24 protein-coding genes and 1 pseudogene are annotated in these 26,507 nt (G+C 42.4%); 24 read left to right on the top strand and 1 reads right to left on the bottom strand.

Translation table 11 applies throughout. The features are described 5' to 3' along the window. The first annotated feature begins 167 nt into the window (after window positions 1-167). From OCV72_RS13085 to OCV72_RS13065, 5 genes are all read left to right on the top strand, one after another. Window positions 168-1,055, top strand: coding sequence for a sulfide/dihydroorotate dehydrogenase-like FAD/NAD-binding protein (locus OCV72_RS13085; protein WP_055284263.1), 888 nt, complete (start codon window positions 168-170; stop codon window positions 1,053-1,055). After that, window positions 1,055-2,449 carry an NADPH-dependent glutamate synthase gene (gltA, locus tag OCV72_RS13080; protein ID WP_055181773.1) on the top strand — a complete coding sequence of 465 codons (1,395 nt, stop codon included), beginning with the start codon at window positions 1,055-1,057 and terminating at the stop codon, window positions 2,447-2,449. The genes OCV72_RS13085 and gltA overlap by 1 nt, the downstream gene beginning before the upstream one ends. Window positions 2,450-2,676: 227 nt before the next feature. Beyond that, complete coding sequence (locus OCV72_RS13075; RefSeq protein ID WP_055284262.1) at window positions 2,677-4,722, top strand: HelD family protein; 2,046 nt, start codon at window positions 2,677-2,679, stop codon at window positions 4,720-4,722. Window positions 4,723-4,741: 19 nt separating this feature from the next. Continuing rightward, a complete protein-coding gene (gene rlmH, locus OCV72_RS13070; protein ID WP_055284261.1) occupies window positions 4,742-5,221 on the top strand; it encodes a 23S rRNA (pseudouridine(1915)-N(3))-methyltransferase RlmH in 480 nt (159 codons plus the stop codon). A gap of 91 nt (window positions 5,222-5,312) precedes the next feature. Then, window positions 5,313-6,185 (top strand): YitT family protein, encoded by an 873-nt coding sequence (locus tag OCV72_RS13065; protein WP_081021071.1) that lies wholly within the window; start codon window positions 5,313-5,315, stop codon window positions 6,183-6,185. An 18-nt stretch (window positions 6,186-6,203) separates the two neighbouring features. On the opposite strand, the gene OCV72_RS13060 is transcribed toward OCV72_RS13065, so the two are convergent. Next, the gene (locus tag OCV72_RS13060) at window positions 6,204-6,605 is read right to left on the bottom strand and encodes a hypothetical protein (RefSeq protein WP_055284259.1); all 402 of its coding nucleotides are present in this window, start codon (window positions 6,603-6,605) and stop codon (window positions 6,204-6,206) included. 162 nt (window positions 6,606-6,767) lie between these two features. Between OCV72_RS13060 and ppk1 the strand changes: the two are divergent. The 19 genes and pseudogenes from ppk1 to OCV72_RS12965 form a co-directional block, all read left to right on the top strand. Then, window positions 6,768-8,816, top strand: a pseudogene (gene ppk1 / locus OCV72_RS13055) (polyphosphate kinase 1); the annotation flags it as partial. A gap of 66 nt (window positions 8,817-8,882) precedes the next feature. Continuing rightward, the gene (locus tag OCV72_RS13050) at window positions 8,883-9,155 is read left to right on the top strand and encodes a YabP/YqfC family sporulation protein (protein WP_055284257.1); all 273 of its coding nucleotides are present in this window, start codon (window positions 8,883-8,885) and stop codon (window positions 9,153-9,155) included. Between the two features lie 11 nt (window positions 9,156-9,166). Beyond that, complete coding sequence (locus OCV72_RS13045; protein WP_055284256.1) at window positions 9,167-10,429, top strand: sporulation protein YqfD; 1,263 nt, start codon at window positions 9,167-9,169, stop codon at window positions 10,427-10,429. Window positions 10,430-10,432: 3 nt separating this feature from the next. After that, window positions 10,433-11,446 (top strand): PhoH family protein, encoded by a 1,014-nt coding sequence (locus tag OCV72_RS13040; RefSeq protein WP_055284255.1) that lies wholly within the window; start codon window positions 10,433-10,435, stop codon window positions 11,444-11,446. Further along, window positions 11,443-11,937, top strand: a complete 495-nt coding sequence (gene ybeY, locus OCV72_RS13035) for an rRNA maturation RNase YbeY (protein WP_055284254.1) — start codon at window positions 11,443-11,445, stop codon at window positions 11,935-11,937. Before OCV72_RS13040 ends, ybeY begins: the two co-directional genes overlap by 4 nt. Window positions 11,938-11,983: 46 nt before the next feature. Next, window positions 11,984-13,654 carry a putative polysaccharide biosynthesis protein gene (locus OCV72_RS13030; protein ID WP_055284253.1) on the top strand — a complete coding sequence of 557 codons (1,671 nt, stop codon included), beginning with the start codon at window positions 11,984-11,986 and terminating at the stop codon, window positions 13,652-13,654. 2 nt (window positions 13,655-13,656) lie between these two features. After that, window positions 13,657-14,478, top strand: a complete 822-nt coding sequence (locus tag OCV72_RS13025; RefSeq protein WP_055284252.1) for a pyridoxamine kinase — start codon at window positions 13,657-13,659, stop codon at window positions 14,476-14,478. 47 nt (window positions 14,479-14,525) lie between these two features. Beyond that, window positions 14,526-14,894, top strand: coding sequence for a hypothetical protein (locus OCV72_RS13020; protein WP_055284251.1), 369 nt, complete (start codon window positions 14,526-14,528; stop codon window positions 14,892-14,894). A gap of 31 nt (window positions 14,895-14,925) precedes the next feature. Next, on the top strand, window positions 14,926-15,147 hold the full coding sequence (locus OCV72_RS13015; RefSeq protein ID WP_028085951.1) for a DUF896 domain-containing protein: 222 nt from the start codon (window positions 14,926-14,928) through the stop codon (window positions 15,145-15,147). Further along, window positions 15,116-15,697, top strand: coding sequence for a 5-formyltetrahydrofolate cyclo-ligase (locus tag OCV72_RS13010; RefSeq protein WP_227080271.1), 582 nt, complete (start codon window positions 15,116-15,118; stop codon window positions 15,695-15,697). The genes OCV72_RS13015 and OCV72_RS13010 overlap by 32 nt, the downstream gene beginning before the upstream one ends. Window positions 15,698-15,746: 49 nt before the next feature. After that, window positions 15,747-15,929, top strand: coding sequence for a DUF4250 domain-containing protein (locus OCV72_RS13005; RefSeq protein ID WP_055284249.1), 183 nt, complete (start codon window positions 15,747-15,749; stop codon window positions 15,927-15,929). Window positions 15,930-16,010: 81 nt separating this feature from the next. After that, window positions 16,011-17,456, top strand: a complete 1,446-nt coding sequence (gene miaB / locus OCV72_RS13000; RefSeq protein WP_055284248.1) for a tRNA (N6-isopentenyl adenosine(37)-C2)-methylthiotransferase MiaB — start codon at window positions 16,011-16,013, stop codon at window positions 17,454-17,456. 69 nt (window positions 17,457-17,525) lie between these two features. After that, window positions 17,526-17,984 carry a putative ABC transporter permease gene (locus OCV72_RS12995; protein WP_055284247.1) on the top strand — a complete coding sequence of 153 codons (459 nt, stop codon included), beginning with the start codon at window positions 17,526-17,528 and terminating at the stop codon, window positions 17,982-17,984. Between the two features lie 28 nt (window positions 17,985-18,012). After that, the gene (gene mutS, locus OCV72_RS12990; protein ID WP_330376609.1) at window positions 18,013-20,661 is read left to right on the top strand and encodes a DNA mismatch repair protein MutS; all 2,649 of its coding nucleotides are present in this window, start codon (window positions 18,013-18,015) and stop codon (window positions 20,659-20,661) included. Window positions 20,662-20,664: 3 nt separating this feature from the next. Beyond that, window positions 20,665-22,626 carry a DNA mismatch repair endonuclease MutL gene (gene mutL / locus OCV72_RS12985; protein ID WP_055284246.1) on the top strand — a complete coding sequence of 654 codons (1,962 nt, stop codon included), beginning with the start codon at window positions 20,665-20,667 and terminating at the stop codon, window positions 22,624-22,626. A 1-nt stretch (window position 22,627) separates the two neighbouring features. Then, window positions 22,628-23,572, top strand: a complete 945-nt coding sequence (gene miaA, locus OCV72_RS12980) for a tRNA (adenosine(37)-N6)-dimethylallyltransferase MiaA (RefSeq protein WP_055284245.1) — start codon at window positions 22,628-22,630, stop codon at window positions 23,570-23,572. Beyond that, a complete protein-coding gene (locus OCV72_RS12975) occupies window positions 23,566-23,862 on the top strand; it encodes a hypothetical protein (RefSeq protein ID WP_055284244.1) in 297 nt (98 codons plus the stop codon). The genes miaA and OCV72_RS12975 overlap by 7 nt, the downstream gene beginning before the upstream one ends. Window positions 23,863-23,924: 62 nt before the next feature. Beyond that, on the top strand, window positions 23,925-25,208 hold the full coding sequence (locus OCV72_RS12970) for a methionine gamma-lyase family protein (protein WP_055284243.1): 1,284 nt from the start codon (window positions 23,925-23,927) through the stop codon (window positions 25,206-25,208). Window positions 25,209-25,250: 42 nt separating this feature from the next. Then, a complete protein-coding gene (locus OCV72_RS12965) occupies window positions 25,251-26,492 on the top strand; it encodes a BaiN/RdsA family NAD(P)/FAD-dependent oxidoreductase (protein WP_055284242.1) in 1,242 nt (413 codons plus the stop codon). Window positions 26,493-26,507 lie beyond the last annotated feature (15 nt).

Here is a 26,507-nt window from a genome sequence, read left to right as displayed (position 1 = left end):
GGCAGCCATTTTGCGTACTTTGGTATAAAAATTAAAATCTATTCCATATACAACAGAGCGAATCTTGAACAATTTTATCGACATTTTTTGAAAAATATGGTTTTACTTGCGAAATAGAACAAGCCGTATTATGATAATAGTAATATTGGGAATTAGGAGGAAATAAGATGTACAAAATTTTAAAAGCAGAACAATTAACTGCTAACATCTTTCTGATGGATGTAGAAGCTCCTCGTGTAGCAAGACATTGTGAACCGGGACAGTTTGTCATTGTAAAGATGGATGAAAAAGGGGAAAGAATCCCTCTCACAATCTGTGATTATGACAGAGAAGCCGGAACGATCACAATCGTATTCCAGCCGGTCGGAGCATCCACAACCAAGATGAAAGAATTAAAAACAGGAGATTATTTCCGCGATTTCACAGGTCCGTTGGGAAATGCTTCAGAACTCGTAGAGGAAGATATCGAAGAACTGAAGAAGAAAAAGATCCTGTTTGTCGGAGGCGGTGTCGGAGCAGCACCTGTATATCCACAGGTGAAATGGCTCCATGAACACGGTGTTGATGCTGATGTTATCATCGGTTCCAAGACAAAGGACATGCTGATCCTGGAAAAAGAGATGGAAGCAGTATCTGGAAATTATTATCCATGTACAGATGATGGTTCTTACGGTCATGCCGGAATGGTAACAACAATGGTAGAAGAACTGGTGGAAAAAGGAAACAAATATGACGTATGTATCGCAATCGGACCAATGATCATGATGAAATTCGTATGTCTCCTTACAAAGAAACTGGGAATCCCTACTGTTGTAAGTATGAATCCGATCATGGTAGATGGAACGGGTATGTGCGGAGCCTGTCGTCTGCATGTAGGAGATGAGATCAAGTTCGCATGCGTAGATGGTCCAGAATTTGACGGACACCTTGTCAACTTCGATGAGGCTATGAAGAGACAGCAGATGTACAAGACCCAGGAAGGCCGTGCAATGCTGAAATTACAGGAAGGTGACACACATCATGGCGGATGTGGTCAGTGCGGAGGTGACGAGTAATGGCAGATGTATTAAAGAAAGTTCCTGTAAGAGAACAGGAGCCAAAGGTTCGTGCTACGAATTTTGAAGAAGTATGTTACGGATATAATAAAGAAGAAGCAATGGAAGAAGCAACCAGATGTCTGAACTGTAAGAATGCAAGATGTATCCAGGGATGTCCTGTATCCATTAACATACCTGCATTTATCGCAGAGATCAAAGAAGGCAATATCGAAGAGGCTTACAAAGTGATCGGTCAGTCTTCTGCACTTCCGGCTATCTGCGGACGTGTATGTCCACAGGAGTCACAGTGCGAGAGCAAGTGTGTTCGTGGTATCAAAGGTGATGCAGTATCTATCGGTAAACTGGAAAGATTTGTCGCAGATTATGCACTGGAAAATGATATCAAACCGGAAAAACCGGAAAAGACAAACGGACATAAAGTAGCAGTCATCGGTTCCGGTCCGTCAGGACTTACCTGTGCCGGCGACCTTGCAAAACTCGGATACGAAGTAACTGTATTCGAAGCACTGCATGAACTTGGTGGTGTTCTGGTATATGGTATTCCTGAATTCCGTCTTCCAAAGCAGAAAGTTGTTAAGAAAGAAATCGAAAAAGTCAAAGAGCTTGGTGTTAAATTCGAGACAAACGTTGTTATCGGTAAATCTACAACCATCGACCAGTTGATGGAAGAGGAAGATTTTGAAGCTGTATTCATCGGTTCCGGAGCAGGTCTTCCGATGTTCATGGGAATTCCTGGCGAGACAGCCAACGGAGTATTCTCAGCAAATGAATACTTGACAAGAAGTAACCTGATGAAAGCATTCGATGATTCTTATGATACACCGATCGCAGCCGGTAAGAAAGTTGCCGTTGTTGGTGGCGGTAATGTTGCTATGGATGCTGCCAGAACAGCACTTCGTCTTGGTGCAGAAGTACATATCGTATACCGTCGAAGCGAAGCAGAACTTCCTGCACGAGTAGAAGAAGTACATCATGCAAAAGAAGAAGGTGTTCAGTTCGACCTCCTTACCAATCCAAAAGAAATCCTTGTCGATGAAAACGGATGGGTAAAAGGTATGAAAGTGATCAAGATGGAACTTGGTGAGCCGGATGCTTCCGGAAGAAGACGTCCGATCGAAATTCCTGGATCTGAATATGAGATTGAATTAGACACTGTTATCATGTCCCTTGGAACCTCTCCAAACCCATTGATTTCTTCTACAACAAAGGGTCTTGAGACGAACAAGAGAAAATGTATCGTAGCAGAAGAAGAGAACGGACAGACTTCAAAAGCTGCCGTATTCGCAGGCGGCGATGCCGTAACAGGTGCTGCAACTGTAATTCTTGCTATGGGTGCAGGTAAAGCAGGTGCAAAAGGTATCCACGAATATCTGTCTAAGAAGAATGCTTAATTCTCCACAGGATAAAAGATTCTATAAGTATTCAGATATGAATATATGATAAAAGAGATATGCATAAGAAAAAATCTTGTGTGTATCTCTTTTTTGATGCTGTATCCGTACTTGAATAAAAACAGCTGTATGTGTTATGATTGTAAGACATATTTAAATACTGAAAATAATTATAAAATCAGTCCTGCTGACAAGTAAGGATAAAACAAAAAGACAGGTTGGAGATTATGACAGAATTAGATTTGAAAGACGGAAAGATATTTTTAAATAAAGTAACGGAGAAGATCCGTACACGGCTGACAGAAGTAGATGCATCCATTGAAGCCGGACAGAAAGACATTCAGAGTATGAACGAATACTACTGGGAGAATTACACTGAGATGGACGAATATGGTTATGAGAATTACGATAACCAACAAGCACTTTTACATCAGGTAAATGATAATCAGGAAAAGCAGAAGATGAGACATCGTCTCCGTAAGATGTTGGAAGCCCCATTTTTTGGACGTGTAGATTTTATCTATGATGGGGAAGAAGAGCCGGAGATTTTTTATATCGGTATCGGCAATTTTGCAGAGCGTACAGGTATGTTGCCTTTGATCTATGACTGGAGAGCACCTGTCAGCGGATTGTTTTACGATTATGATAAAGGACCGGGTTCTTATAAAGCTCCCGCCGGACTTATCGAAGGCGAAATTGCCGCCAAATGGCAGTATAAAGTAAAAAATGGAAAAATGGTCTATGCATTTGAAAGCGATACCAAGATTGATGACGATATTTTAAAACAGGAACTGGGAACCAACAGTGATGTGCAGCTGAAAAATATCGTACGTACGATCCAGAAAGAACAGAATGCCATCATTCGTAATACACAGGATCGGATCCTTGCAATTCAGGGGGCAGCCGGAAGCGGCAAGACTTCCGTTGCATTACACAGGATCGCATACCTGTTGTATCACGACAGAGAACATTTAAAATCCTCTAATATACTGATCCTTTCTCCCAACAGTGTTTTTTCGGACTATATTTCTCATATTCTTCCGGAACTGGGCGAGGAAAATATTCAGGAGATGAGTTTTGATCTGTTTGCATACCGCGAATTGAAGGAAATCGTTCCGGACTGCGAAGACCGTTATGACCAGCTGGAGAGGAACATGAAGCTTCAGGATCTGTACCTGACAGAACGCTTTGAAGAAAAACAGTCGGAAGGCTTTGTCGGAATGATGGAAGGATTTCTCGCAAGCCTGGAAGATGAACTGATGGATTTTCGAACGATTGAATATAAAGGAATTCAAAAGACGGAAGAAGAGCTTATTAATCTGTTTTATTTCAAGTTCCAGAATGCCCCGTTGCTTAGCCGTATGGATGCGATCCGGGATTATTGTGTGGATGAATATGAGACATTACTTGGACGTGACCTTAGCGAAGAGGAACTTCTGATCGTACAGAATAAGTTTGACAAGATGTATGTGACAAAAGATATCTATAAGATATATGGATGGCTTCTGGAAGAATGCGGGTATCCGGCACTTCCGGATGTCGAATACGAAAAGCGCAAGCTGGAATACGAAGATGTATTTCCGGTGTTATATCTGAAGTACCGTCTGACCGGAAAAGTTGTGCATAATCACATCAAGCATCTGGTCATTGATGAAATGCAGGATTATTCTTATCTGCAGTATGTGATCCTGAATCAGATCTTCAAATGCCGGATGACAATCCTCGGCGATAAGGCCCAGACACTGGATGAACAGATGCGAGATGTATTACAGTTCCTTCCGGGGGTGTTCGATCAGAAGATCCATAAGATTGTAATGAATAAAAGTTACAGAAATACGATGGAGATTGCCAGATACGCTGAAAAACTAACCGGTGTAAAAGACGTGGAACTTTTAAAGCGTCATGGAAAAGAAGTCATTGAAGAGAATTTCCAAAATGAAGATGCTGTGCTGGATGAGATCTTTTTAAAAGCAAAACTTGGAGAAGACGAGTATGAGACTGCTGCCATTATTACCATGACGGAAGCAGAAGCGTTCACATTGTATCAGATGTTAAAAGCCCGCGGCGAAGAAGTGCACTATATTGACCGCAACAGTTCTGCATTCAAAAAAGGGCTTACCGTCACAACCTATTATCTTGCGAAAGGACTGGAATTCGATCAGGTATTCGGAGTCTTCCGGGATATTGAAAATCCGATGCAGAACCAGGCAAAATATATCTGTGCAACAAGAGCATTACACGAGTTATATATGTATCAGGTAACCAAACAGTAGAATTAGAAAGAATAGAAGAATGAAGATAACATTAATCACAGTAGGTAAGATAAAAGAAAAATACTTAAAGGATGCTATTACAGAATACAGTAAAAGACTGAGCCGTTACTGTAAGCTGGAAATCATTGAAGTGGCAGACGAAAAGACCCCGGATAACGCAAGTGAAACTGTAGAAGACGGCATCCGTGATAAAGAAGGTGAACGGATTCTGAAATATGTCAGAGACGATGCCTATGTTGTTACGCTGGAAATTGAGGGAAAGCTTCTGACCTCCGAAGAACTGGCGAAAAAGATTGAGAACCTTGGAATTCAAGGGACGAGCCATATCATATTTATCATTGGCGGTTCGATCGGACTTGGAAAAGAAGTGCTGAAACGTTCAGACTATGCACTGAGTTTTTCAAAGATGACATTTCCACACCAGCTGATGCGGGTAATTCTGCTGGAACAGATTTACAGAAGCTACCGTATTATCAGCCATGAGCCATATCATAAGTAAACTGCCGAAATAGAAGAAAAATCTTGTATCAAAATCCATCATCCTTTATACTAATATGGATGAAAATGTCAGGAGAGGGTATGATATGACTATGAAACACTTAAATTTAAAAAATCTGTGCATGATCTTACTGGGCAATACGATCTATGCACTTGCAATCGTCATGTTTATTCTGCCAAATAATATGATCACAGGCGGGACAACAGGGCTTGGTATTGCGATCCATCATTATTTCGGACTTCCAATCCATAGTTTTGTATTGCTATTCAATACACTGATGTTCCTGCTTGGAGCGGCTGTCCTTGGAATGAAATTTGCACTTACGACATTGGTCAGTACCTTTTATTATCCGGTTATTCTGGGAGTGCTGGAGCAAATGCCTGCACTTCAGAATGTAACAGACGATAAGATGTTATCTACTATATGCGGCGGTCTGATGATTGGGATGGGGATCGGCGTCGTGATCCGGTGCGGAGCCTCTACCGGAGGAATGGATATTCCGCCGCTGGTTCTGAACAAGAAGTTTGGTCTTCCGGTATCTGTGATGCTGTACGCATTTGATTTTGTTATCTTAATCTCACAGATGCTCTTCACCAATAAAGAAGAGATTGTATATGGTATCTTGTTGGTACTGATTTACACAGTCATTTTAGACAAGGTGCTTCTGATGGGATCTACACGTACAAAAGTAGAGATCATGACAGAAAAATATGAAGAGCTGAACCGTCTGATCCAGGAGCAGCTTGACCGTGGAACAACACTTGTTTACACACAGACCGGATATCTGAAAAATGATCAGCCGATGATCCTTACCGTTGTATCCAACCGCGAACTGATGCGGCTGAACCAGCTGGTACAGGAGACTGATCCACATGCATTTATGATTATCGGAAATGTAAATGAAGTACGAGGAAGAGGATTTTCACAGCAGAAAGTCTATAAAAAAGAACAGGAAGAAAGATAAGAAAAAAAGCTGGTATTTTTAGCCAGCTTTTTTCTTACGTTCTTTACAGATCCATCTGGAATCCTGATATATAAAATGCCAGTATTCAAAGATCTTTTCGGATGTATTACTATCTTTTCCCCGGACAACAACCCAGATATCTTTTGGATCGGATTCCTGTTCTGTATGTTCTTCATCCGCAAAATCCGGAGCTTTTACAGGAGAAACTGTTGTAAACTTAATGTGTTCCGATTTGATATTTTTCTCTATCTCTTCCTGAATGCTCAGATAGCCATCGGTAATCCCGATCTGCCGGTACTGCTCGGCAAGACGGATTCTTTTGTTTCTCCCCGCAAGGATAAGATACGTAACAATGGATGTGATGATCGATGCAACAATAACAAGTGCCAATATGATCAAAACAAGAAATGATGTATGCATAGATAAAACCTCCTTAAAATATATGGATTTCAAAACCATACTATCTGACCTTGATGCAATGATGCAGGCTGATTTTACATAGATTTAACGTAAATCTAATAATCGTTTGGAATTACTATGATACATTAGAAACATTGGAAATGCAATACAAAGAAAGGTGAAAAAGTTATGAATAAGATATATATGAACCGGGAACTTTCCTGGTTAAAGTTTAATGAACGTGTTCTTGAGGAGGCAGAGAACCCGGAAGTTCCGTTGTGCGAAAGACTGACATTCGCATCGATTTATCAGAGCAATCTGGATGAATTCTTCATGGTGCGTGTGGGTTCTTTATATGATCAGACACTTCTCGATAAGAAGATCTGCGAAAACAAAACAGGAATGACATCGCAGGAACAGATTGATGCAATTTTAAAGCAGACTAAATTGATCAACAAGAGAAAAGAAGCCGTATACGAAGAACTGATGGCACGTGTGGCAGAGCAGGGAATCCGTATTTTGCGTTTTAATGAACTGGATGAAGACGGTGCCCGTTATCTGGAAGGTTATTTTAAGTCAGAGATCGCACCGCTTATTTCGCCTACTGTTATCGGAAGAAGACAGCCATTCCCGTTTTTGAAAAACAAAGAGATCTATGCCGTAGCAGTACTCGGCGCAAAAGGGAAAAAAGACCGTCTCGGAATCATTCCATGTACAAGCAATATTTTCGGACGTCTGATCGCAGTACCTGGTATACCTGGCACATACATGCTTGCTGAAGAACTGATTCTTCATTTTGCACCGGTTGTATTCAAAGGGTACAAGATCAAATCCAAATCTTTGCTGCGCATCACAAGAAATGCTGACATTGATGCGGATGCTTTATACGATGAAGATCTGGACTACCGCGAATTCATGGCAGGTCTGATCAAACAGCGTAAGAAACTGGCTCCGATCCGTCTGGAACTTTCCAGAGATATGGACAAAAAAGGAATTGCCGTATTGTGCGAGTATCTGGAACTGGATGAAAATCATGTATTCATGTCCTCAACACCATTGGATCTTTCGTTCGTATTCCAGATCCAGGATCTGCTGAGAAAAAATCCGGAATTATATTTTCCGAAAAGAACACCTCAGAAATCCGACCAGTTTCAGGATGGAAAGAGCATTATAGCACAGATCAAAGAAGAAGATAAACTGTTATCTTATCCTTATGAATCCATCCGTCCGTTTTTGCATTTGCTGACAGAAGCTGCCGAAGACCCGGATGTTATCTCGATCAAGATGACCTTATACCGTGTTGCAAAGCAGAGTAAGGTTGTAGAGGCATTGATAGAGGCCGCAGAAAACGGGAAAGAGGTCGTTGTATTAGTTGAACTTCGTGCCCGCTTTGATGAAGAAAATAATATTGAATGGTCCAGACGTCTGGAAGATGCCGGATGTCAGGTGATCTATGGATTAGACGGATATAAAGTGCATTCAAAACTCTGTCTGATCACCAGAAAAAATGCAGGACAGGTAGAATATATCACCCAGATTGGTACCGGTAATTATAACGAAAAAACTTCCAGATTATATACGGATCTCTCTTTGATGACATCCAATGTAGAGATCGGGCTGGAAGCTTCCAATGTATTTCAGGCACTGTCGAAGGGAGAAGTTGTTGAACATACCAGGCATCTTCTTGTAGCACCGAAGTGTCTGCAGAATAAAGTGCTGGATATGCTGGACGAAGAGATCGCACATGCAAGAAACGGGGAAGAAGCTTATGCAGGATTCAAACTGAATTCCCTTACGGACAAAAAGATCATCGACAAACTGATCGAGGCTTCTGAGGCCGGAGTCAAGATCGATATGATCATCCGCGGTATCTGCTGCCTGATCCCCGGAGTGGAAGGAAAGACAGAAAACATCCGCATCATCAGCATTGTCGGAAGATTCCTGGAACATTCCAGAATCTATATCTTCGGAAGCAAAGAAAGAAGGAAATATTACATTGCATCTGCAGATTTCATGACCAGAAATACTGTACGACGTGTAGAGGTTGCTGCACCGGTATATAATGACAAACTGAAAACGAAATTACAGGAAATGTTCGACGTTATGCTTTCTGATAATCAGAAAGCAAGAAAACTGGAAGCAGATGGAAATTATCACCGTGTGAGTAATGATCTTACACCGGTAAATGCACAGGAATATTTTTACGCTAAGGCATACCACGAGATTCCTTAAATCCGGGCAGGTATATATCTGAGGCGGAATGCATAAAGTGATATAAATCACAAAAGTGGTATGGATATGAATCGTCAGGAATGGAAAGAAAAAGCGGCGGAAATGTCGGGAGTCCCAAAAGATGTAGCAATGGGGCTCCCGATTCTTACGATTACCGGTACGGATGAACTATGTGTGGAAAATTACAGAGGAATAACGGAATATACAGATCAGATTATCCGGCTGCAGACCAGATGCGGACAGATTAAAATCGGCGGCAGGAAACTGGAAATCATCTATTACACCAATGATGAGATGATGATTCACGGTCACATCAGGACGATCGAATACCAAACATAGGAGGGACCACCGTGTTTGAACAGTTCATCTGGTATCTGAAAGGCTATGTCCGGATACGTGTGTCAGGATATTCACCCGAACGTTTTCTGAATGCCTGCCGTTATAAAAACATCTATATATGGGATCTGAAACGTGTCTGTGGAGTATATGAAATGAATCTGTCGGTCAGTGGGTTCCACAGACTGAAGGAAATTATAAGGAAGACCGGCACAAAGGTTTGTATCATCCGCCGCAGCGGTCTTCCTTTTCTTTTTCACCGCTACCGGAAACGTCATATACTGTTTTCCGGATTTATTCTCTGTATTTGTCTTATCCTTTTTATGACACGTTATATCTGGGGAATTGATATCCGCGGGAACCTGTCGTATACGGATGATACTTTAAAGAAATTTCTGGCATCCGAACAGATTAAAAATGGTATGAAAAAGACAAATGTAGACTGTCAGAAGATTGTCCGGGATCTAAGGCGCACATATGACGGGATCATATGGGTATCTGCTTCCATAGATGGCTGCAGGCTGGTCATTCAGATAAAAGAAAACGAAGACGGCCTTGCGGATAACAGCATTATATCCCGGATAAACGACCAGTCTACAGATATCATTGCCGACATTGACTGCACCATCACAAGTATTACTACCAGAACCGGTATCGCACAGGTAAAAAAAGGTGTACAGGTAAAAAAAGGTGATCTTCTGGTATCGGGACAGATTCCCATCTGCAATGATGCAAAAGAAATTACAGGGTACTCACCCTGTAGATCGGATGCTGACATATCCGGCGAAACCTGTATTCCGTATCAAAAGACGCTCTCAAAAAACTATTTCGAAAAAGAATATTACAAATCAAGATATCATTTTATCCAGAAAAAAGAATATGCAGTCCGGGCAGGAAGATATATGATCCGAATAGGTTCTGTAAAAAACACATATCCTTATTTTGAAAAGCACGTCTTCCAGTGGCAGTTCAGGCCGTTGAATATATTCCCTCTTACCTTCGAAGAAATTACAGTAACTCCTTACCGGAAAAGACATAAGAATTATACAAAAGCGCAAATCCGGAAGATATTATCCGGAGATTTTCAGAATTACTGTAAAGAAATGAAGAAAAAAGGGGTAGAAATTATCCAGAATGATGTTAAAATATACACAGGGTCTGAGACGTACTCTGCAAAAGGAACACTGAAGGTCAGATGCTCCGTTGGAAAGCAGGTTCCGTCCACACCGCTTCCGCCGGACTATATTGCGGAAGACGACACAAAGAATGGAGACTAATGCATGGGATTAATGGAGACAGTCATCGATATACCTGCGGAACACGAAGCCAATGTGTTCGGACAGTTCGATGCATATGCAAAAAAAATAGAACGCACTCTTCATGTAACACTGATCGCAAGAGGTGAAAGCGTCAAGATCATGGGAGATGCTTTGAAAGTAGAAAAAGCAAAAAAAGTGCTGGATCAGCTTGTAGAACTTTCAAAAAGAGGTAATACGATCCAGGAACAGAATGTAGATTACACGCTGGCACTGGTTATGGAAGACAGCGAAGAAAACGTACTGGAGATCGATAAAGATATTATCTGCCATACCTTACAGGGAAAACCGATCAAGCCGAAGACACTCGGTCAGAAAAAATACGTCGATGCAATCCGTAAACAGATGATCGTATTCGGACTCGGACCGGCCGGTACCGGTAAGACTTACCTTGCGATGGCAATGGCGATCACTGCATTCAAGAACAATGAAGTAGGACGTATCATACTGACACGTCCGGCAATCGAAGCAGGAGAGAAGCTTGGATTCCTTCCGGGCGACCTTCAGAGTAAGATCGATCCTTATTTGCGTCCCCTCTATGATGCACTGTATCAGATCATGGGTGCGGAAAGCTTTATAAAGAATTCGGAAAAAGGTCTGATTGAGGTTGCGCCGCTTGCTTATATGCGTGGCCGTACATTAGATAATGCCTTTATTATTCTGGATGAAGCACAGAACACAACACCGGCACAGATGAAGATGTTTCTTACCCGAATCGGTTTCGGCTCAAAAGTCGTGATCACTGGTGACGCAACACAAAAAGACCTTCCGTCCGGACAGGTGTCCGGTCTTGATGTGGCGGCAAAAGTTATAAAAGATATCGAAGATATCAGTATCTGTCACCTTACCAGCAAGGACGTTGTACGTCATCCACTGGTACAAAAAATCGTAAAAGCATACGAAGATTACGAAAGCAGACAAAATCGTCGCGGTAATGACGCAAAATACAAAGGAAAAGATAAGAGGCGAAAATCATGACATTATACTTTGAAGAAGAAGGCGAAATAAAGCTTCCTCTGGAATGCGAAACACTTGCAAAGAAAGTAGTAGAAGAAGCATTGGATTATGTAAATTGTCCGTACGAAGCACAGGTGAATCTGCTACTGACAGAAAATGAACAGATTCATGAAATGAACAGAGAATTCAGAGGCATTGACCGTGCGACCGATGTACTGTCTTTTCCGATGATCGACTATCCGGAACCCGGAACATTTGATTTTCTGGAAGAGGAAGAAGATTGCTTTGATCCGGAAAGCGGAGAACTGACGCTTGGGGATATCGTGATATCAAAAGAAAAAGTTCTTTCGCAGGCAGAAGAGTACGGGCATAGTCCAAAGAGAGAATATGCTTTTCTTATTGCCCATTCTGTGTTACACTTAACAGGTTATGACCATATGGAAGAGGAAGAACGTCAGGTGATGGAACAGAAACAGCGTGAGATCATGGAACGCCTGGACATTCTGAGATAATCATTGATCTTAATAAATTTTTACAAAACGATGGAGTTAAAGCTGTATGTCGGAACAACATAAAAAAAATGAAAAAAATTTTCTGATACAGGGATCGATTCTTGCAATTGCCGGAGTTATCACAAAGCTGATCGGAGCCTTTTACCGGATTCCGCTTTTGAATATTATCGGAACAGAAGGAAACGGATATTATTCGGTTGCATTTTCAATTTATTCAGTTGCATTGATGCTGACTTCGTACAGTCTGCCGTTAGCTGTGTCAAAGCTTGTATCGGCAAGAGTGGCTGTCGGCGAATATAAAAATGCAAACAAAATCTTCCGGGGTGCTATGACCTTTGCACTTCTTGCCGGTGGAATTGTCTCTCTTCTGGTATTTTTCGGAGCAGATTTTATTGCAACAACCATTATGCATCTTGACATGAGTGCCTATGCGCTCCGTGTTCTCGCACCATGCATCCTGATCGTAGCACTTCTCGGGGTGTTACGCGGATTTTTCCAGGGAATGGGATCTATGATCCCGACAGCAATCTCACAGGTGATCGAGCAGATTGTAAATGCTGTTGTATCGATCGCAGGTGCATATTTATTATTCAATGCAGGAAGAGCTGTCGGAAAGACCAGAGGCGACAAATCCTTCGGTCCTGCCTATGCGGCAGCAGGCGGAACACTTGGAACAGTCCTTGGTGCATTGAGCGCCTTGATATTTGTCGGATTCATTTTTCTCGCATACCACAAAGTATTCAAAAAGAAAATGAAACACGATCATTCAAGAAAAAGAGAAAGTTACAGAACCGTATACAAAGTGTTGTTTGTGACCATCGCACCTGTCATTTTAAGTGCAACGGTATATAATATCAGTGATTTTGTAGATACTGCACTTTTTAACAATGTCATGGCTGCCCAGGGATTCAGCAAAAAAGAATACGCAAGTCTTCTTGGAATCTTTCAGGGACAGTACAGTACAATGATCAATGTGCCGCTCTCTATCTCAAGTGCACTTGCCGCCTCACTGGTGCCGAGTCTGGTTGCCACTGTACAGACCGGTAACCGTAAGCAGGTACATAACAAGATTAATACCGTAAGCCGTTTCAACATGTTGATCGCAATCCCATGTGCAGTTGGATTTATCACACTTGCAAAACCGATCCTGAATTTATTATATTTTACACAGGATAATACTACAGCAGCACGGATGCTTCAGATGGGGGCGCTTTCAGTTGTCTTTTTCTGTCTGTCAACAGTGACCAACTCTGTATTACAGGGACTGGATGATATGATGACACCGGTAAAAAATGCGGCAATTTCACTGGTGATCCATATCGTGACATTATTCCTGATGCTGGTAGTATTAAAATGGAACATTTATGCGGTTGTATTAAGTAAGATCATATTCTCCGGAGCAATCTGCATACTGAACGCGAAAGCACTTCGTGACAGAATCGGTTATGTTCAGGAGAAAAAGAAAACATTCTTAATCCCGACACTTGCTTCCCTGATCATGGGTGTGATCGCAATTGTGATTCATCTGATCTTCGAATTATTCGCCGGTCCGTATATCGCAACAATCATTGCACTTCTGGCAGCAGTTGCAGCATATGGAGTATCTATCGTTGCACTTGGCGGGATTACGGAAGAAGAATTACTTGGCATGCCAAAAGGAGCAGCCCTTGTGACAATATGCCGGAGACTACATTTGATAAGAGGGGAATACAAGTAAGTATGAGACCAGTAAAAAAAATTGCTCTGTTACACGATATCTGCGGTGTCGGCAAAGCAGCCATGATGAATATGACACCGATCTTAAGCATGATGGGAATCGAGGTATGTCCGGTACCGACAGTACTGTTATCAACACATACCGGTGGCTATAGCACTCCGGCGGTCTGCCATGTACCCGGAGACTATATACGTGCATGTGCAGATCATTACAAGAAAGAACATATTACATTTGATGCTATTTTTGTCGGATACCTTGGAAAAGCTGATGTAATTGATGCCGTCATCTATTTCATTAGTCAATTTCCGGACACAAAGGTTATTTTAGATCCTATCATGGGTGATCACGGAGTTTATTATACAAATTTTGACGAATCTTATGGTGCTGCAATGCGGAAAATCCTTCCGTATGCAGACATAATTCTGCCAAATCTGACAGAAATGTATCTGCTCGCCGGAAAAGAATATCAGCTCACAGGCAATCACAGAAATGTACTGCATTTGTGTGAAATCCTCCGTGAATTGGGAGCAAAAAACATGATCATTACCAGCGTTCCAAAAGACGACTGTAAAAAGGGTATCGTGTTATACGAAGACAATGCATTTCTTTATATCGGAAATGGTGAAAACCTGAAAGAATTTCATGGAGCCGGAGACGCATTTGACGGAATGTTCCTGGCAAAGCTTCTGCAGGGAAATTCCCTTTTGGAAAGTGTACAGGCTTCGCATGCGTTTGTTTGTGCCTGTATCAGAGAAAGCGAAAAGTATGACTATCCGGAACGGGAAGGCCTTTTAATTGAAAGAACATTGAAGAAAATTGTATAAATAGGGTGAGTTGAGCGAATACTGTACTCAAAAAAGGAGTCTTCATTATGAAAAACAAGTATGGTATTGGCTTTTTACTGTTTCTGATCCTCATCGTATTCGGAATCACCTGTGCTTATCAGCTTAGCTTAAACAGGGGAAAACGTGAAATTCAGGCAGAGAAAACAGCGGAGAAGCAAAAAACACAAGATCTTTCTATTGCCGCAGATGGACAGGCTTTAAAAGAAGACTGTTACTATCTGAAATCTCTGAATGGCTATGTAGTCGTATATCTGAATGATAAAAAAACGGTATATGAATACACAGATATTCCACTGGATGGTCTTCCTGAGACACTGCAGCAGGAGATCCATAATGGAAAATACGTTGAGACATCAGCAGCCCTATACGGATTTCTCGAGAATTATTCGAGTTAAATCTGAGTATATTAAGGAAGGACAAAAGATAATGGATGATAAGAAAGTAGCAAGAATCAATGAATTATATCACAAGTCTAAAGCCGAAGGTCTGACACCGGAGGAATTAAAAGAACAGCAGATATTGAGAAAAGAATACATTGATTCTTTCAAAAGAAATCTGCGCGGACAGCTAAACAACATTTCTATAAAGGAAAAAGACGGAAGTATTACGAATTTGGGTGAGAAATTTGGAAACAAAAAAGGAAATTAGACATAAGATCATCCGTCTCAGAAAAGAGATGGATCCGCTTGTGTGGCAACAGGCCACCAATACTATCACGGAAACAGTGATTAATCATCCACTGTTTTTAGAAGCGACTGACATCTACTGTTATGCGAATTACAATGGCGAAACCGGAACCTTGGCAATCATGGAGGAAGCCTGGAAACTGGGTAAAAGTGTATGGTTTCCAAGAGTCGAGGGCAGCGAGATGAATTTTTATCTGGTAGAACAAAAAGAGGATCTGCAGCCTGGTGCATATGGAATTCTGGAACCGACAGGTGAATACAAAGCCGACGGATATGACGGACTTCTGATCATGCCGGGTGTCGCTTTTGACGAAGAATGTCACCGAATCGGATATGGCGGCGGTTTTTATGACAAATATCTGAAAACACATCCGGATCTGCATACGATTGCAGTTGCTTTTGAATTGCAGATGTACAGAGAACTACCTTTTGAGGAACATGATATAAAACCGGAAAAAGTTATTACAGAAAAGCATATCTATCCATTGGAATCAGGTGAATGTTTTTTGTAATTTCTGATTAAGATATGAAAAAATATAATACTTAAAGGAGTGAGCCAGAATGGCAAACGGATTACCCAGAGATCCCATGCTGTTACTCAGTGTGGTCAATACAAAACTAAGAGACTATTATCACAGCCTGGATGCTTTATGTGACGATATGAATGTCAATAAAGAAGAAATTATAAGTGCTTTGAAGTTGATTGATTATGCATATGATTCAGACATACAGCAATTTGTCTAGATTGCCATACATCCTGCAAAAAGCTGTTGTCTTCACTTTCTGTGAAAGACTAATAATGAATAATACAAAGGAGCAAAGAGAATGCTTAATACTATGAATTACGATATAGATATTACAAAAGAACCGCCTGCGGATGATACTGCCCGTCAGTATTATTTTATCGAAAAAGCAAAAGCTTATGTACAGCGCGAATCCGAAGAACTGGGACGTCCGCTGACATTCTGTGTCACAACATTCGGTTGTCAGATGAACGCCCGTGATTCCGAAAAACTCTGTGGAATCCTAGAAAAGATCGGTTATGTAGAAGCGCCTGAAGATGAGGCTGACTTTATCATTTTCAACACCTGTACGGTAAGAGAGAACGCCAACATGCGTGTCTACGGACGTCTCGGACAGTTAAAACCAAGAAAGAAGAAAAATCCGCATATGATGATCGGTCTCTGCGGCTGTATGATGCAGGAACCGGAGGTTGTAGAAAAGCTGAAAACAAGTTACCGCTATGTGGATATTATCTTCGGAACACATAATATTTTCAAATTTGCCGAACTGATCGTGACACGGTTTGAATCACAACGTATGGTGATCGATATCTGGAAAGATACCGACAAGATTGTTGAAAACCTTCCGAATGACCGCAAATATTCCTTTAAATCCGGAGTAAATATCATGTTCGGATGCAATAATTTCTGCAGTTACTGTATCGTCCCATATGTACGTGGAAGAGAAAGAAGCCGTGACCCGGAGGCAATCATATCGGAAATCCGCCAGCTGGTTGCAGATGGTGTGGTTGAAGTCATGCTGCTTGGTCAGAACGTCAATTCATACGGAAAGAATCTGGAAAATCCGATTACGTTTGCCCGGCTTTTGGAGAAGATCGAGCAGATCGAAGGATTGGAGCGTATCCGTTTTATGACGTCTCATCCAAAGGATTTATCTGATGAACTCATTGAAGTTATGGGAAGATCCAAAAAGATCTGCAAACACCTGCATCTGCCGGTACAGTCCGGAAGCAGCCGTATCTTAAAGAAGATGAATCGTCATTATACAAAAGAGCAGTATCTGGAACTGGTAGAAAAAATCCGCAAGAATGTTCCGGATGTGTCTCTTACAACTGATATCATCGTTGGTTTCCCGGGAGAGACAGAAGAAGACTTCGAAGAAACTATGGATATTGTAAGAAAAGTGCGTTATGACAGCGTATTCACTTTCATCTATTCAAAACGTACCGGAACACCTGCCGCCGTGATGGAAGACCAGGTACCGGAAGATGTGGTCAAAAACCGTTTTGACCGACTGCTGAAAGAAGTACATACGATTGCGGCAGAAGTATGCGCTGTACATGAAGGAACCATTCAGACCGCTCTGATCGAATCGGTAAGTGAACACGACCCATCCATGGTAACAGGACGTTTAAGTAATAATCTGCTGGTACACATCAAAGGTGATAAGGGAATGATTGGACGGCTTGCCGATGTCAGACTGACGGAATGCAAAGGTTTCTATTATCTGGGAGAACTGGCAGAATAAATGTATTATAATTAACCATGAAAACGCTCAAACTATGTAATATCAACAAGATAGTGAGGGCGTTTTTGTATGAAAAAAATCAGTGAGTATTTATTTTTGTGGGGGATCGGTGGCTGGATCTATTATACGCTGGAAATTCTTTTCCGTGGTTTTTCCCACTGGTCCATGTTCGTGCTGGGCGGGATCTGTATGATGTTTTTCTCCTATCAGGGACAGCAGGTACACTGGCAGGATGATTTTCTTCTGCAGGTATTCCGCTGCAGCATCTTTGTAACAGCAGCAGAATTCATTACAGGTATTATCGTAAATAAATGGTTTGCACTTCATGTATGGGATTACAGCTGTATGCCATTTCAGTTGTTTGGTCAGATATGTCTGCCGTACACCATGCTATTTACATGTCTCTGCGCAGCAGGGATCTATCTGAGCGCCAATATTCTTTATCTTCTGTATGATGAAGAAAAGCCTCAGTTTTTGAAAAAATCTATCCTTTTAAATTCAAAATATAAATGCTATAATGAAATGTAAAATTTAAATGATCAGAGGAGTAAAAAAAGTGGCAGAATTAACACCAATGATGCAGCAATATATGCAGACGAAAAAAGAATATCCGGACTGCATCCTCTTTTATAGATTGGGAGACTTTTATGAAATGTTCTTTGACGATGCGTTGACTGCATCCAAAGAACTGGAGATTACATTAACCGGAAAGAACTGCGGACTGAAAGAACGCGCACCAATGTGCGGTGTCCCGTATCACGCAGTGGACGGATATCTGAACAGACTGGTATCCAAAGGTTATAAAGTGGCCATCTGTGAACAGTTGGAAGATCCGGCTGCTGCAAAAGGAATTGTAAAAAGGGATGTTGTAAGAATCGTAACTCCCGGAACCAACCTGGACACGCAGGCACTGGATGAAACAAAGAATAATTATATCATGTGTATCGCTTACGCATCGGATCATTACGGCGTATCTGTCGCCGATGTATCAACCGGCGAGTACATGGTAACCGAGATTGAAAATTCTGAGAAATTGTTTGACGAGATCTATAAGTTCATGCCGTCAGAGCTGATCTGTAATGAAGCCTTTTATATGAGCGGTATGGATTTTGAATTGTTAAAAGAAAAGCTTGGAATTACCGTATATTCTCTGGATTCATGGTATTTCGACGATGCAGTCTGTGAACGTGTTTTGAAAGAACATTTCCATGCCGGTACGATTGAAGGACTGGGACTTACCGATTATGACTGCGGTGTAATTGCAGCCGGTGCACTCATGCAGTATTTGGTGGAGACACAAAAACGAGATTTATCACACATTTCCCACCTGACAATCTATGCTTCCGGAAAATATATGCTTTTGGACAGCTCAACCAGACGAAATCTGGAGCTGTGTGAAACACTGCGTGACAAACAGAAAAGAGGTTCCCTTCTGTGGGTGCTGGATAAGACGAAGACTGCCATGGGTGCAAGAACCCTGCGCAAATATATTGAACAGCCGTTGATTGACAAGAGCGCTATTGAAAAACGACTGGATGCTGTAGATGAATTAGTGAAAAATGCAATTTCCAGAGAGGAGATCCGTGAATACCTTTCACCGGTCTATGATCTGGAACGGCTTGTGTGCAGGATCACATATCAGTCTGCGAATCCAAGAGATCTGATCGCATTCCAAAGTTCTCTTGCAATGCTTCCGCATATAAAATATATCTTGAATGATATGCAGACACCTCTTTTAAAGGAATTGAATGAAGAACTGGATACGCTCGGAGATCTGTGCAAGCTGGTCAGTGATTCCATCAAAGAAGATCCGCCGATCGCCATGAAAGAAGGCGGCATTATCAAAGACGGTTACAATGCAGAAGTGGACAAACTCCGCAACGCCAAATCTGACGGGAAAGACTGGCTGGCAAAGCTGGAAACAGAAGAACGTGAAAAGACCGGTATCAAGAACCTGCGTATTAAATATAACAAAGTATTCGGCTATTATCTGGAAGTTACCAATTCATTCAAAAATCTGGTGCCGGATTATTATACAAGAAAACAGACGCTTGCCAATGCAGAGCGCTATATCATACCGGAATTAAAAGAGCTGGAAGATACGATTCTTGGTGCAGAAGATAAGTTGTATGCTCTTGAATACCAGCTTTATTCCGAAGTCAGAGATACTATCGGAAAAGAAGTTGTCCGCATCCAGAAGACGGCTAAAGCCATTGCAAAATTAGACGCATTTGCCTCTCTTGCACTGGTTGCAGAACAAAATAATTATGTCAGACCAAAGATGAATGACAAAGGACTCATTGATATCAAAGACGGCCGTCATCCGGTAGTCGAAAAGATGATCTCCAATGACATGTTCATCTGTAACGATACATATCTGAATGACAAAAAGGAACGGATTTCCATTATTACGGGTCCGAATATGGCCGGTAAATCAACATACATGAGACAGACAGCCCTGATTGTCCTGATGGCACAGATCGGTTCGTTTGTCCCTGCTTCTTCGGCAAATATCGGTGTGGTTGACCGTATCTTTACCCGTGTAGGTGCTTCAGATGACCTTGCAAGCGGACAGAGTACCTTCATGGTGGAGATGACAGAAGTGGCCAATATTCTCCGAAATGCGACGAATAAGAGCCTTCTGATCCTTGATGAGATTGGGCGCGGTACCAGTACCTTTGACGGTTTGAGTATTGCCTGGGCAGTGATTGAATATATCAGTAACAGCAAATTGTTAGGAGCAAAAACTTTATTTGCAACACATTATCATGAGCTGACTGAACTGGAAGGAAAAATTGAAAATGTTAACAATTACTGTATTGCCGTAAAGGAAAAAGGTGACGATATCATCTTCCTGCGTAAGATTGTCAAGGGCGGTGCGGATAAAAGTTACGGAATCCAGGTTGCAAGGCTTGCAGGTGTTCCGCAGTCAGTTACAGACAGGGCAAAAGAGATCGTAGAAGAACTGGTACAGGCAGATGTAACCGGTAAGATCAAAGAGATCGAAGTGCAGGGGCAGGAAACATCCAAACCAAAGGCAAAGCATTTTGATGAGGTAGATCTTGCCCAGATGTCACTTTTTGATACTGTAAAAGATGATGATGTCATCAAGGAGATCAAAGAACTGGATCTTGCCAATCTGACTCCGATCGATGCATTGAATACATTATATCAACTTCAGAACAAACTAAAAAACAGGTGGTAAACGATGAGTAAAATTCAGGTGTTAGACCCGATTACAATTGATAAGATTGCAGCAGGAGAAGTGATCGAACGACCGGCTTCTGTTGTAAAAGAGCTGGTGGAAAATGCCATTGATGCCGGTGCTACAGCAGTTGTCGTAGAGATTAAGGATGGCGGGATCTCGTTCATGCGTATTACAGACAATGGCTGCGGAATAGACCGGGAAGATGTACGCTCTGCGTTTTTGCGGCACTCAACGAGTAAGATCCGTTCTGTCGATGATCTGCTTCACATCGGTTCACTGGGATTCCGCGGAGAGGCACTTTCCAGTATCTCGGCAGTTGCACAGGTAGAACTGATCACAAAAACAAAAGATCAGACATTTGGCACGTTATACCGTATTGCAGGCGGCAAAGAAGAAACTCTGGAAGATACCGGTGCACCGGATGGAACAACCTTTATCATACGGCAGTTGTTTTATAACACACCTGCCCGAAGGAAGTTTTTGAAAACACCGATGACCGAAGCGAGCCATGTCGGAGACCTGATGACGCGACTTGCACTTTCTCATCCACACATTTCGTTTCAATTTATTAATAACGGACAATCCAAATTACATACATCCGGTAACGGAAAGTTGAAAGATGTCATCTATCACATTTACGGACGCGAAATTGCTTCAAATCTTCTGCAAGCAGAATATGATACACCGGGACTTAAAATCACCGGATTTTTAGGAAAACCAATCATCTCCAGAGGAAACCGGAATTTTGAAAATTATTATGTGAATGGCCGGTATGCCAGAAACAGTATCATTTCCAGAGCCATCGAGGATGCATATAAGGATTTTACCATGCAGCATAAATATCCGTTTGTGGTACTGCATATAGAGATTGACGGAGAACATGTAGATGTCAATGTACATCCGACGAAGATGGAACTACGCTTTAACAATCAACAGGAAGTCTATAACGCTATCTATTCGGCAGTTGATCAGGGACTTCACGAAAAAGAACTGATTCCGCATGTAGAGATGCCGGAACCAAAGCCTGCCATCCAGTCTACACCGGAACCAAAGCCTGCCGTCCAGTCTACACCGGAACCAAAGACAGTCGTCCGATCTGCTCCGGAACCAAAGCCTGCCGTCCGATCTGCTCCGGAACATAATCTGGAATACTTCATGTCCAAAATGAAAGAACGGGTACTGGCTGAGCATGAAGAAAAGAAGAAAAAAGAAGAGGCTGTAACAAAACAACCGGTAAATACGATACAAACTATTGCAGAAGAAAAAACACCTTACATGCAGAATACTGCCGTCAGACCGCAAATATCAACACAGACAACTGCGTCAGAACCACCAAAACAAATGGAACTTTTCGAAGATCATCTGCTTACCAGAGAGGCCATGCAGAAATATAAAGTAGTCGGTCAGGTATTCGAAACCTACTGGCTGGTAGAATACGATAACAGTCTGTATATTATCGATCAGCATGCAGCGCATGAACGGGTTCTGTATGAAAAAACTCTGAAATCTATGCAAACCAGGGAATTCACCTCGCAGATGATCAGTCCGCCGATTGTATTGAATTTAAGTATGCGGGAAGCAGAATTGCTGAACACTTATATGGACCGGTTTACAAGGATAGGGTTCGAGATTGAAGAGTTCGGACAGGACTCTTATGCAGTTCGTGCTGTTCCGGATAATCTGTTCAGTATTGCGAAAAAAGAACTGCTGATCCAAATGCTTGACAGCCTTTCGGATGAGATTGCCCGCAATCAGTCTCCAGATCTCATTGATGAAAAGATTGCTTCGATGTCATGCAAGGCTGCCGTAAAAGGAAATATGAAATTATCCGTGCAGGAAGTTGATGCGTTGATCGGTGAACTGTTATCATTGGACAACCCCTATCATTGCCCGCATGGAAGACCAACCATTATCGCAATGACAAAGAGAGAATTAGAAAAGAAATTCAAGAGGATCGTATAAAATGAAGAAGAAACCACTAGTAGTACTAACAGGGCCTACGGCCGTCGGGAAGACAAAAGCTTCGATCGGACTAGCAAAAGCGATTGGCGGGGAGATTATTTCTGCCGATTCCATGCAAGTATACGAGTACATGGATATTGGTTCTGCCAAAATACGCCCGGAAGAGATGCAGGGTGTTCCTCATTATCTGATAGATGATTTGAAACCATGGGATGAATTCCATGTCGTCCGATTTCAACAGATGGCTAAAAATGCAATGGAGCAGATTTATGCCAACGGACATATTCCAATCGTTGTCGGCGGAACAGGATTCTATATCCAGGCATTACTGTACGATATTGATTTCACCGGTACCGCCCAGGATGACACTTACCGGGCAGAGCTGGAAAATCTTGCAAAGGAAAAGGGGGCAGCATACCTGCATAATATGCTGCGGAAAGTTGATCCGAAATCCGCAGAAGATATTCACGCCAATAATGTGAAACGAGTGATCCGTGCGCTGGAATATTACCGTCAGACCGGGCAGAAAATGTCAGAACACAACGAAGAGGAACGTCGGAAAGAATCCCCGTATGAATTCGTCTATTTTGTTCTGAATGCGCCAAGAGAGCAGCTGTATGCAAGAATTGACAGACGTGTAGACCAGATGATAGAAGAGGGACTCGTTGACGAAGTAAAACATTTGAAAGAACTTGGCTGTACGAAAGAGATGGTTTCCATGCAGGGACTCGGTTATAAAGAAATCCTGGCATATCTTGACGGGGAATGTGATCTGGACACAGCTGTCTATACCATCAAACGTGACACCCGGCATTTTGCCAAACGGCAGCTCACCTGGTTCCGGCGCGAACGTCAGGTGACGTGGATTCAGAAAGAAGTGTATGATTATGATGAAGACAGGATCCTAAAGGCAATGCTCTCGCATCTGGAGGGAAGAATATGCTGAAGAAAAAGTTAAGAGGAAAATCCAAATTTTTGAAAAAAATGAATGAACTGATGGAAATATATTCACGTAATCAGGACACTGCTTTTGCTTACCGCGAACTGCTCGGCCTGGAATCCATGATCCGGTACGAAGGCGAGCAGGCAATGTTTGATCTTAATAAAGCTTCTCTTTTATATGACATGGGAAGGTACCGTGAAGCAGAAACGGTTCTGAAACAGATTCCATCCATTAATCCAACATTTGATGCTATGTGTGAATCCCTGCGTTTCAAGCTGCTGGAAGTCCGGTGATTTTCTCAAAATATTTACGACAAATCAAAATAAAAAATCAGAAAGAAGGATAAATATAGATTATGACACCGATCAACACAATTTATAGCGAAATGGGCATCCGTGAAACAGTCCTTTCGTTCGGAAATACAATAGAAAAAGACCTGAAAAAACGTTTTGAAAAAATTGATGAGATTGCCGAATACAATCAGTTAAAAGTAGTAAAAGCAATGCAGGATAACCGCGTCAGCGCAGGATGTTTTAACTATGCCAGCGGTTATGGTTATGATGACCAGGGAAGAGATACCCTCGAAAAAGTATATGCGTCTATTTTCCATACCGAAAGCGCTCTGGTACGTCCGCAGATCACTTGCGGAACACATGCACTGGCACTGGCTCTTGCAGCAAACCTAAGACCGGGTGATGAGCTTCTGGCACCTGCCGGAAAACCATATGATACGTTGGAAGAAGTCATCGGTATCCGCCCGTCAAATGGATCTCTTGCAGAATATGGCATTACTTACTCTCAGGTAGATCTTCTGGAAGACGGAACCTTTGATTACGAAAATATCGAAAAAGCAATCAACGAGAAAACAAAGATGGTTGCAATCCAGCGTTCCAAAGGCTATCAGACACGACCGAGCTTTTCGGTTGAGCAGATCGGCGAGCTGATCGCATTTGTCAAACGGCTCAAACCGGATCTGATCTGTATGGTGGACAACTGTTACGGTGAGTTTGTCGAAACGATCGAACCAAGTGATGTCGGTGCAGATATGACAGTCGGCTCACTGATCAAGAACCCCGGCGGGGGACTTGCCCCGATCGGCGGGTATATCGCGGGTCGCGAAGATCTGATCGATGCATGCGGATACCGACTGACTTCCCCGGGCCTCGGAAGAGAGGTTGGTGCATCTCTTGGTATCATGAAAGATTTTTACCAGGGATTATTCCTTGCCCCGACAGTGGCAGCAGCTGCACTAAAAGGTGCGATCTTTGCAGCTAATATTTATGAAAAACTGGGGTTCCCTGTTATTCCAAACAGCACAGAAAGCAGACACGATATCATTCAGGCTGTAGAATTTGGAATTCCGGAAGGCGTCATTGAGTTCTGCAAAGGAATTCAGGCAGCAGCACCGGTCGATTCCTATGTAACTCCGGAACCATGGCCGATGCCGGGATATGATTCTGACGTTATCATGGCAGCAGGTGCTTTCGTTCAGGGATCATCCATCGAATTGAGCGCAGACGGACCGATCAAACCGCCGTATGCCGTATATTTTCAGGGAGGTCTCACCTGGCCGCATGCCAAGCTTGGAATACTGATGTCATTAGAGTATCTGGTACGTGCCGGAATTGTAACTTTGTAACCCTCAATATATATAATCATTGCAATATTTGGAAGAATAGATATGAAGAAAATAGCAATCATTGGCGGCGGTGCTTCCGGTCTTGTGGCGGCAATTGCAGCCGCAAGGACGAACCCGCAGGCACAGATCCTGATATACGAAAAGAAAGACAGCGCAGGCAAAAAAATCCTTGCAACCGGAAACGGGAGATGCAACCTGACAAACAAAGATATGAACGCCTCTTATTTCCACAGCGACAATCTTTCCGTTGTAGAAGAAGTATTACAGAAATTCGGCTATGAAGACACCATTGCGTTTTTCACATCTCTTGGGCTTCTGACAAAGGCAAGAGGAAATTACGTCTATCCTTATTCCGACCAGGCTTCCACCGTTCTTGATTTGTTGAAATCAGAACTGGATCGTCTGCATGTGAAAATCACCACTGACGTAACGGTAACGGGTATTGTTCCGACATCTCATGGTTTTACAGTACAGACGGATCATCAGAAGCAAAAGGCAGATGCCGTAATCCTTGCCTGCGGCGGAAAAGCGAATTCCAGGCTCGGATCCGACGGAAGTGGTTATGCACTTGCAAAGGAGCTCGGACATACGATGGTTCCGGTCGTACCTGCTCTGGTTCAATTAAAAGTAAAGAATCATCCGTTTGCCAAAGCCGCAGGGGTCCGTACGGATGCTGTCGTAACTGCAGTATGCCATGGACAACCGGCAGCTTCCGATCACGGGGAATTACAGCTTACGGCTTACGGCATTTCCGGAATACCGGTTTTCCAGATCAGCCGCTATATTGCCAAATCTCTGTATTTAAAACAGGATGCAAAAGTGAGCATTGATTTCCTGCCCGCTTTTACGGAAGAGGCATTTTTTGAGTTCTTGCTGAAACGTAGAAATGGAAGAGAGCAGATGACCTGCGCAGATTATCTTCTTGGAATCTTTCACCAGAAGCTGATCCCAAGATTTTTAGAACAGGCACGCATCCGGATGCATACACTGACAGGTGATCTGTCGGATACACAGATAAAAAGTCTTGTTCAGGTAGTTAAGAATAACGTAGTAACAATTGATACCACTAATGGTTTTGATAATGCACAAGTCTGTGCCGGAGGAATCTCAACAGAAGAAATCACTCCCGACACTATGGAATCCCGTTATGTCCGGCACCTTTATCTTGCCGGGGAATTGCTGGATGTGGACGGCATCTGCGGAGGGTACAATCTGCAATGGGCCTGGGCGACCGGTTATCTTGCCGGAACTGCTGCTGCAAACGATATATCATCAGATAGATGACAAACTGTAAAGGAG

Origin of the sequence: Dorea amylophila (assembly GCF_025567265.1) — a bacterium.
Taxonomy (GTDB): Bacteria; Bacillota; Clostridia; order Lachnospirales; family Lachnospiraceae; genus Dorea_A; species Dorea_A amylophila.
This window is presented reverse-complemented; position numbering and strand designations above follow the sequence as displayed.

Excerpts from the sequence above, each read along its gene's own strand:
- OCV72_RS12965 (WP_055284242.1), top strand. The coding sequence starts at position 25,251 with ATGAAGAAAATAGCAATCATTGGCGGCGGTGCTTCCGGTCTTGTGGCG.
- OCV72_RS13030 (WP_055284253.1), top strand. The coding sequence starts at position 11,984 with ATGTCGGAACAACATAAAAAAAATGAAAAAAATTTTCTGATACAGGGA.
- miaA (WP_055284245.1), top strand. The coding sequence starts at position 22,628 with ATGAAGAAGAAACCACTAGTAGTACTAACAGGGCCTACGGCCGTCGGG.
- mutL (WP_055284246.1), top strand. The coding sequence starts at position 20,665 with ATGAGTAAAATTCAGGTGTTAGACCCGATTACAATTGATAAGATTGCA.
- ybeY (WP_055284254.1), top strand. The coding sequence starts at position 11,443 with ATGACATTATACTTTGAAGAAGAAGGCGAAATAAAGCTTCCTCTGGAA.
- OCV72_RS13060 (WP_055284259.1), bottom strand. The coding sequence starts at position 6,605 with ATGCATACATCATTTCTTGTTTTGATCATATTGGCACTTGTTATTGTT.
- OCV72_RS13025 (WP_055284252.1), top strand. The coding sequence starts at position 13,657 with ATGAGACCAGTAAAAAAAATTGCTCTGTTACACGATATCTGCGGTGTC.
- rlmH (WP_055284261.1), top strand. The coding sequence starts at position 4,742 with ATGAAGATAACATTAATCACAGTAGGTAAGATAAAAGAAAAATACTTA.
- OCV72_RS13040 (WP_055284255.1), top strand. The coding sequence starts at position 10,433 with ATGGGATTAATGGAGACAGTCATCGATATACCTGCGGAACACGAAGCC.
- OCV72_RS12970 (WP_055284243.1), top strand. The coding sequence starts at position 23,925 with ATGACACCGATCAACACAATTTATAGCGAAATGGGCATCCGTGAAACA.
- OCV72_RS13020 (WP_055284251.1), top strand. The coding sequence starts at position 14,526 with ATGAAAAACAAGTATGGTATTGGCTTTTTACTGTTTCTGATCCTCATC.
- OCV72_RS13050 (WP_055284257.1), top strand. The coding sequence starts at position 8,883 with ATGAATCGTCAGGAATGGAAAGAAAAAGCGGCGGAAATGTCGGGAGTC.
- OCV72_RS12975 (WP_055284244.1), top strand. The coding sequence starts at position 23,566 with ATGCTGAAGAAAAAGTTAAGAGGAAAATCCAAATTTTTGAAAAAAATG.
- gltA (WP_055181773.1), top strand. The coding sequence starts at position 1,055 with ATGGCAGATGTATTAAAGAAAGTTCCTGTAAGAGAACAGGAGCCAAAG.
- miaB (WP_055284248.1), top strand. The coding sequence starts at position 16,011 with ATGCTTAATACTATGAATTACGATATAGATATTACAAAAGAACCGCCT.
- OCV72_RS13075 (WP_055284262.1), top strand. The coding sequence starts at position 2,677 with ATGACAGAATTAGATTTGAAAGACGGAAAGATATTTTTAAATAAAGTA.
- OCV72_RS13085 (WP_055284263.1), top strand. The coding sequence starts at position 168 with ATGTACAAAATTTTAAAAGCAGAACAATTAACTGCTAACATCTTTCTG.
- OCV72_RS13015 (WP_028085951.1), top strand. The coding sequence starts at position 14,926 with ATGGATGATAAGAAAGTAGCAAGAATCAATGAATTATATCACAAGTCT.
- OCV72_RS13005 (WP_055284249.1), top strand. The coding sequence starts at position 15,747 with ATGGCAAACGGATTACCCAGAGATCCCATGCTGTTACTCAGTGTGGTC.
- OCV72_RS13065 (WP_081021071.1), top strand. The coding sequence starts at position 5,313 with ATGAAACACTTAAATTTAAAAAATCTGTGCATGATCTTACTGGGCAAT.
- OCV72_RS12995 (WP_055284247.1), top strand. The coding sequence starts at position 17,526 with ATGAAAAAAATCAGTGAGTATTTATTTTTGTGGGGGATCGGTGGCTGG.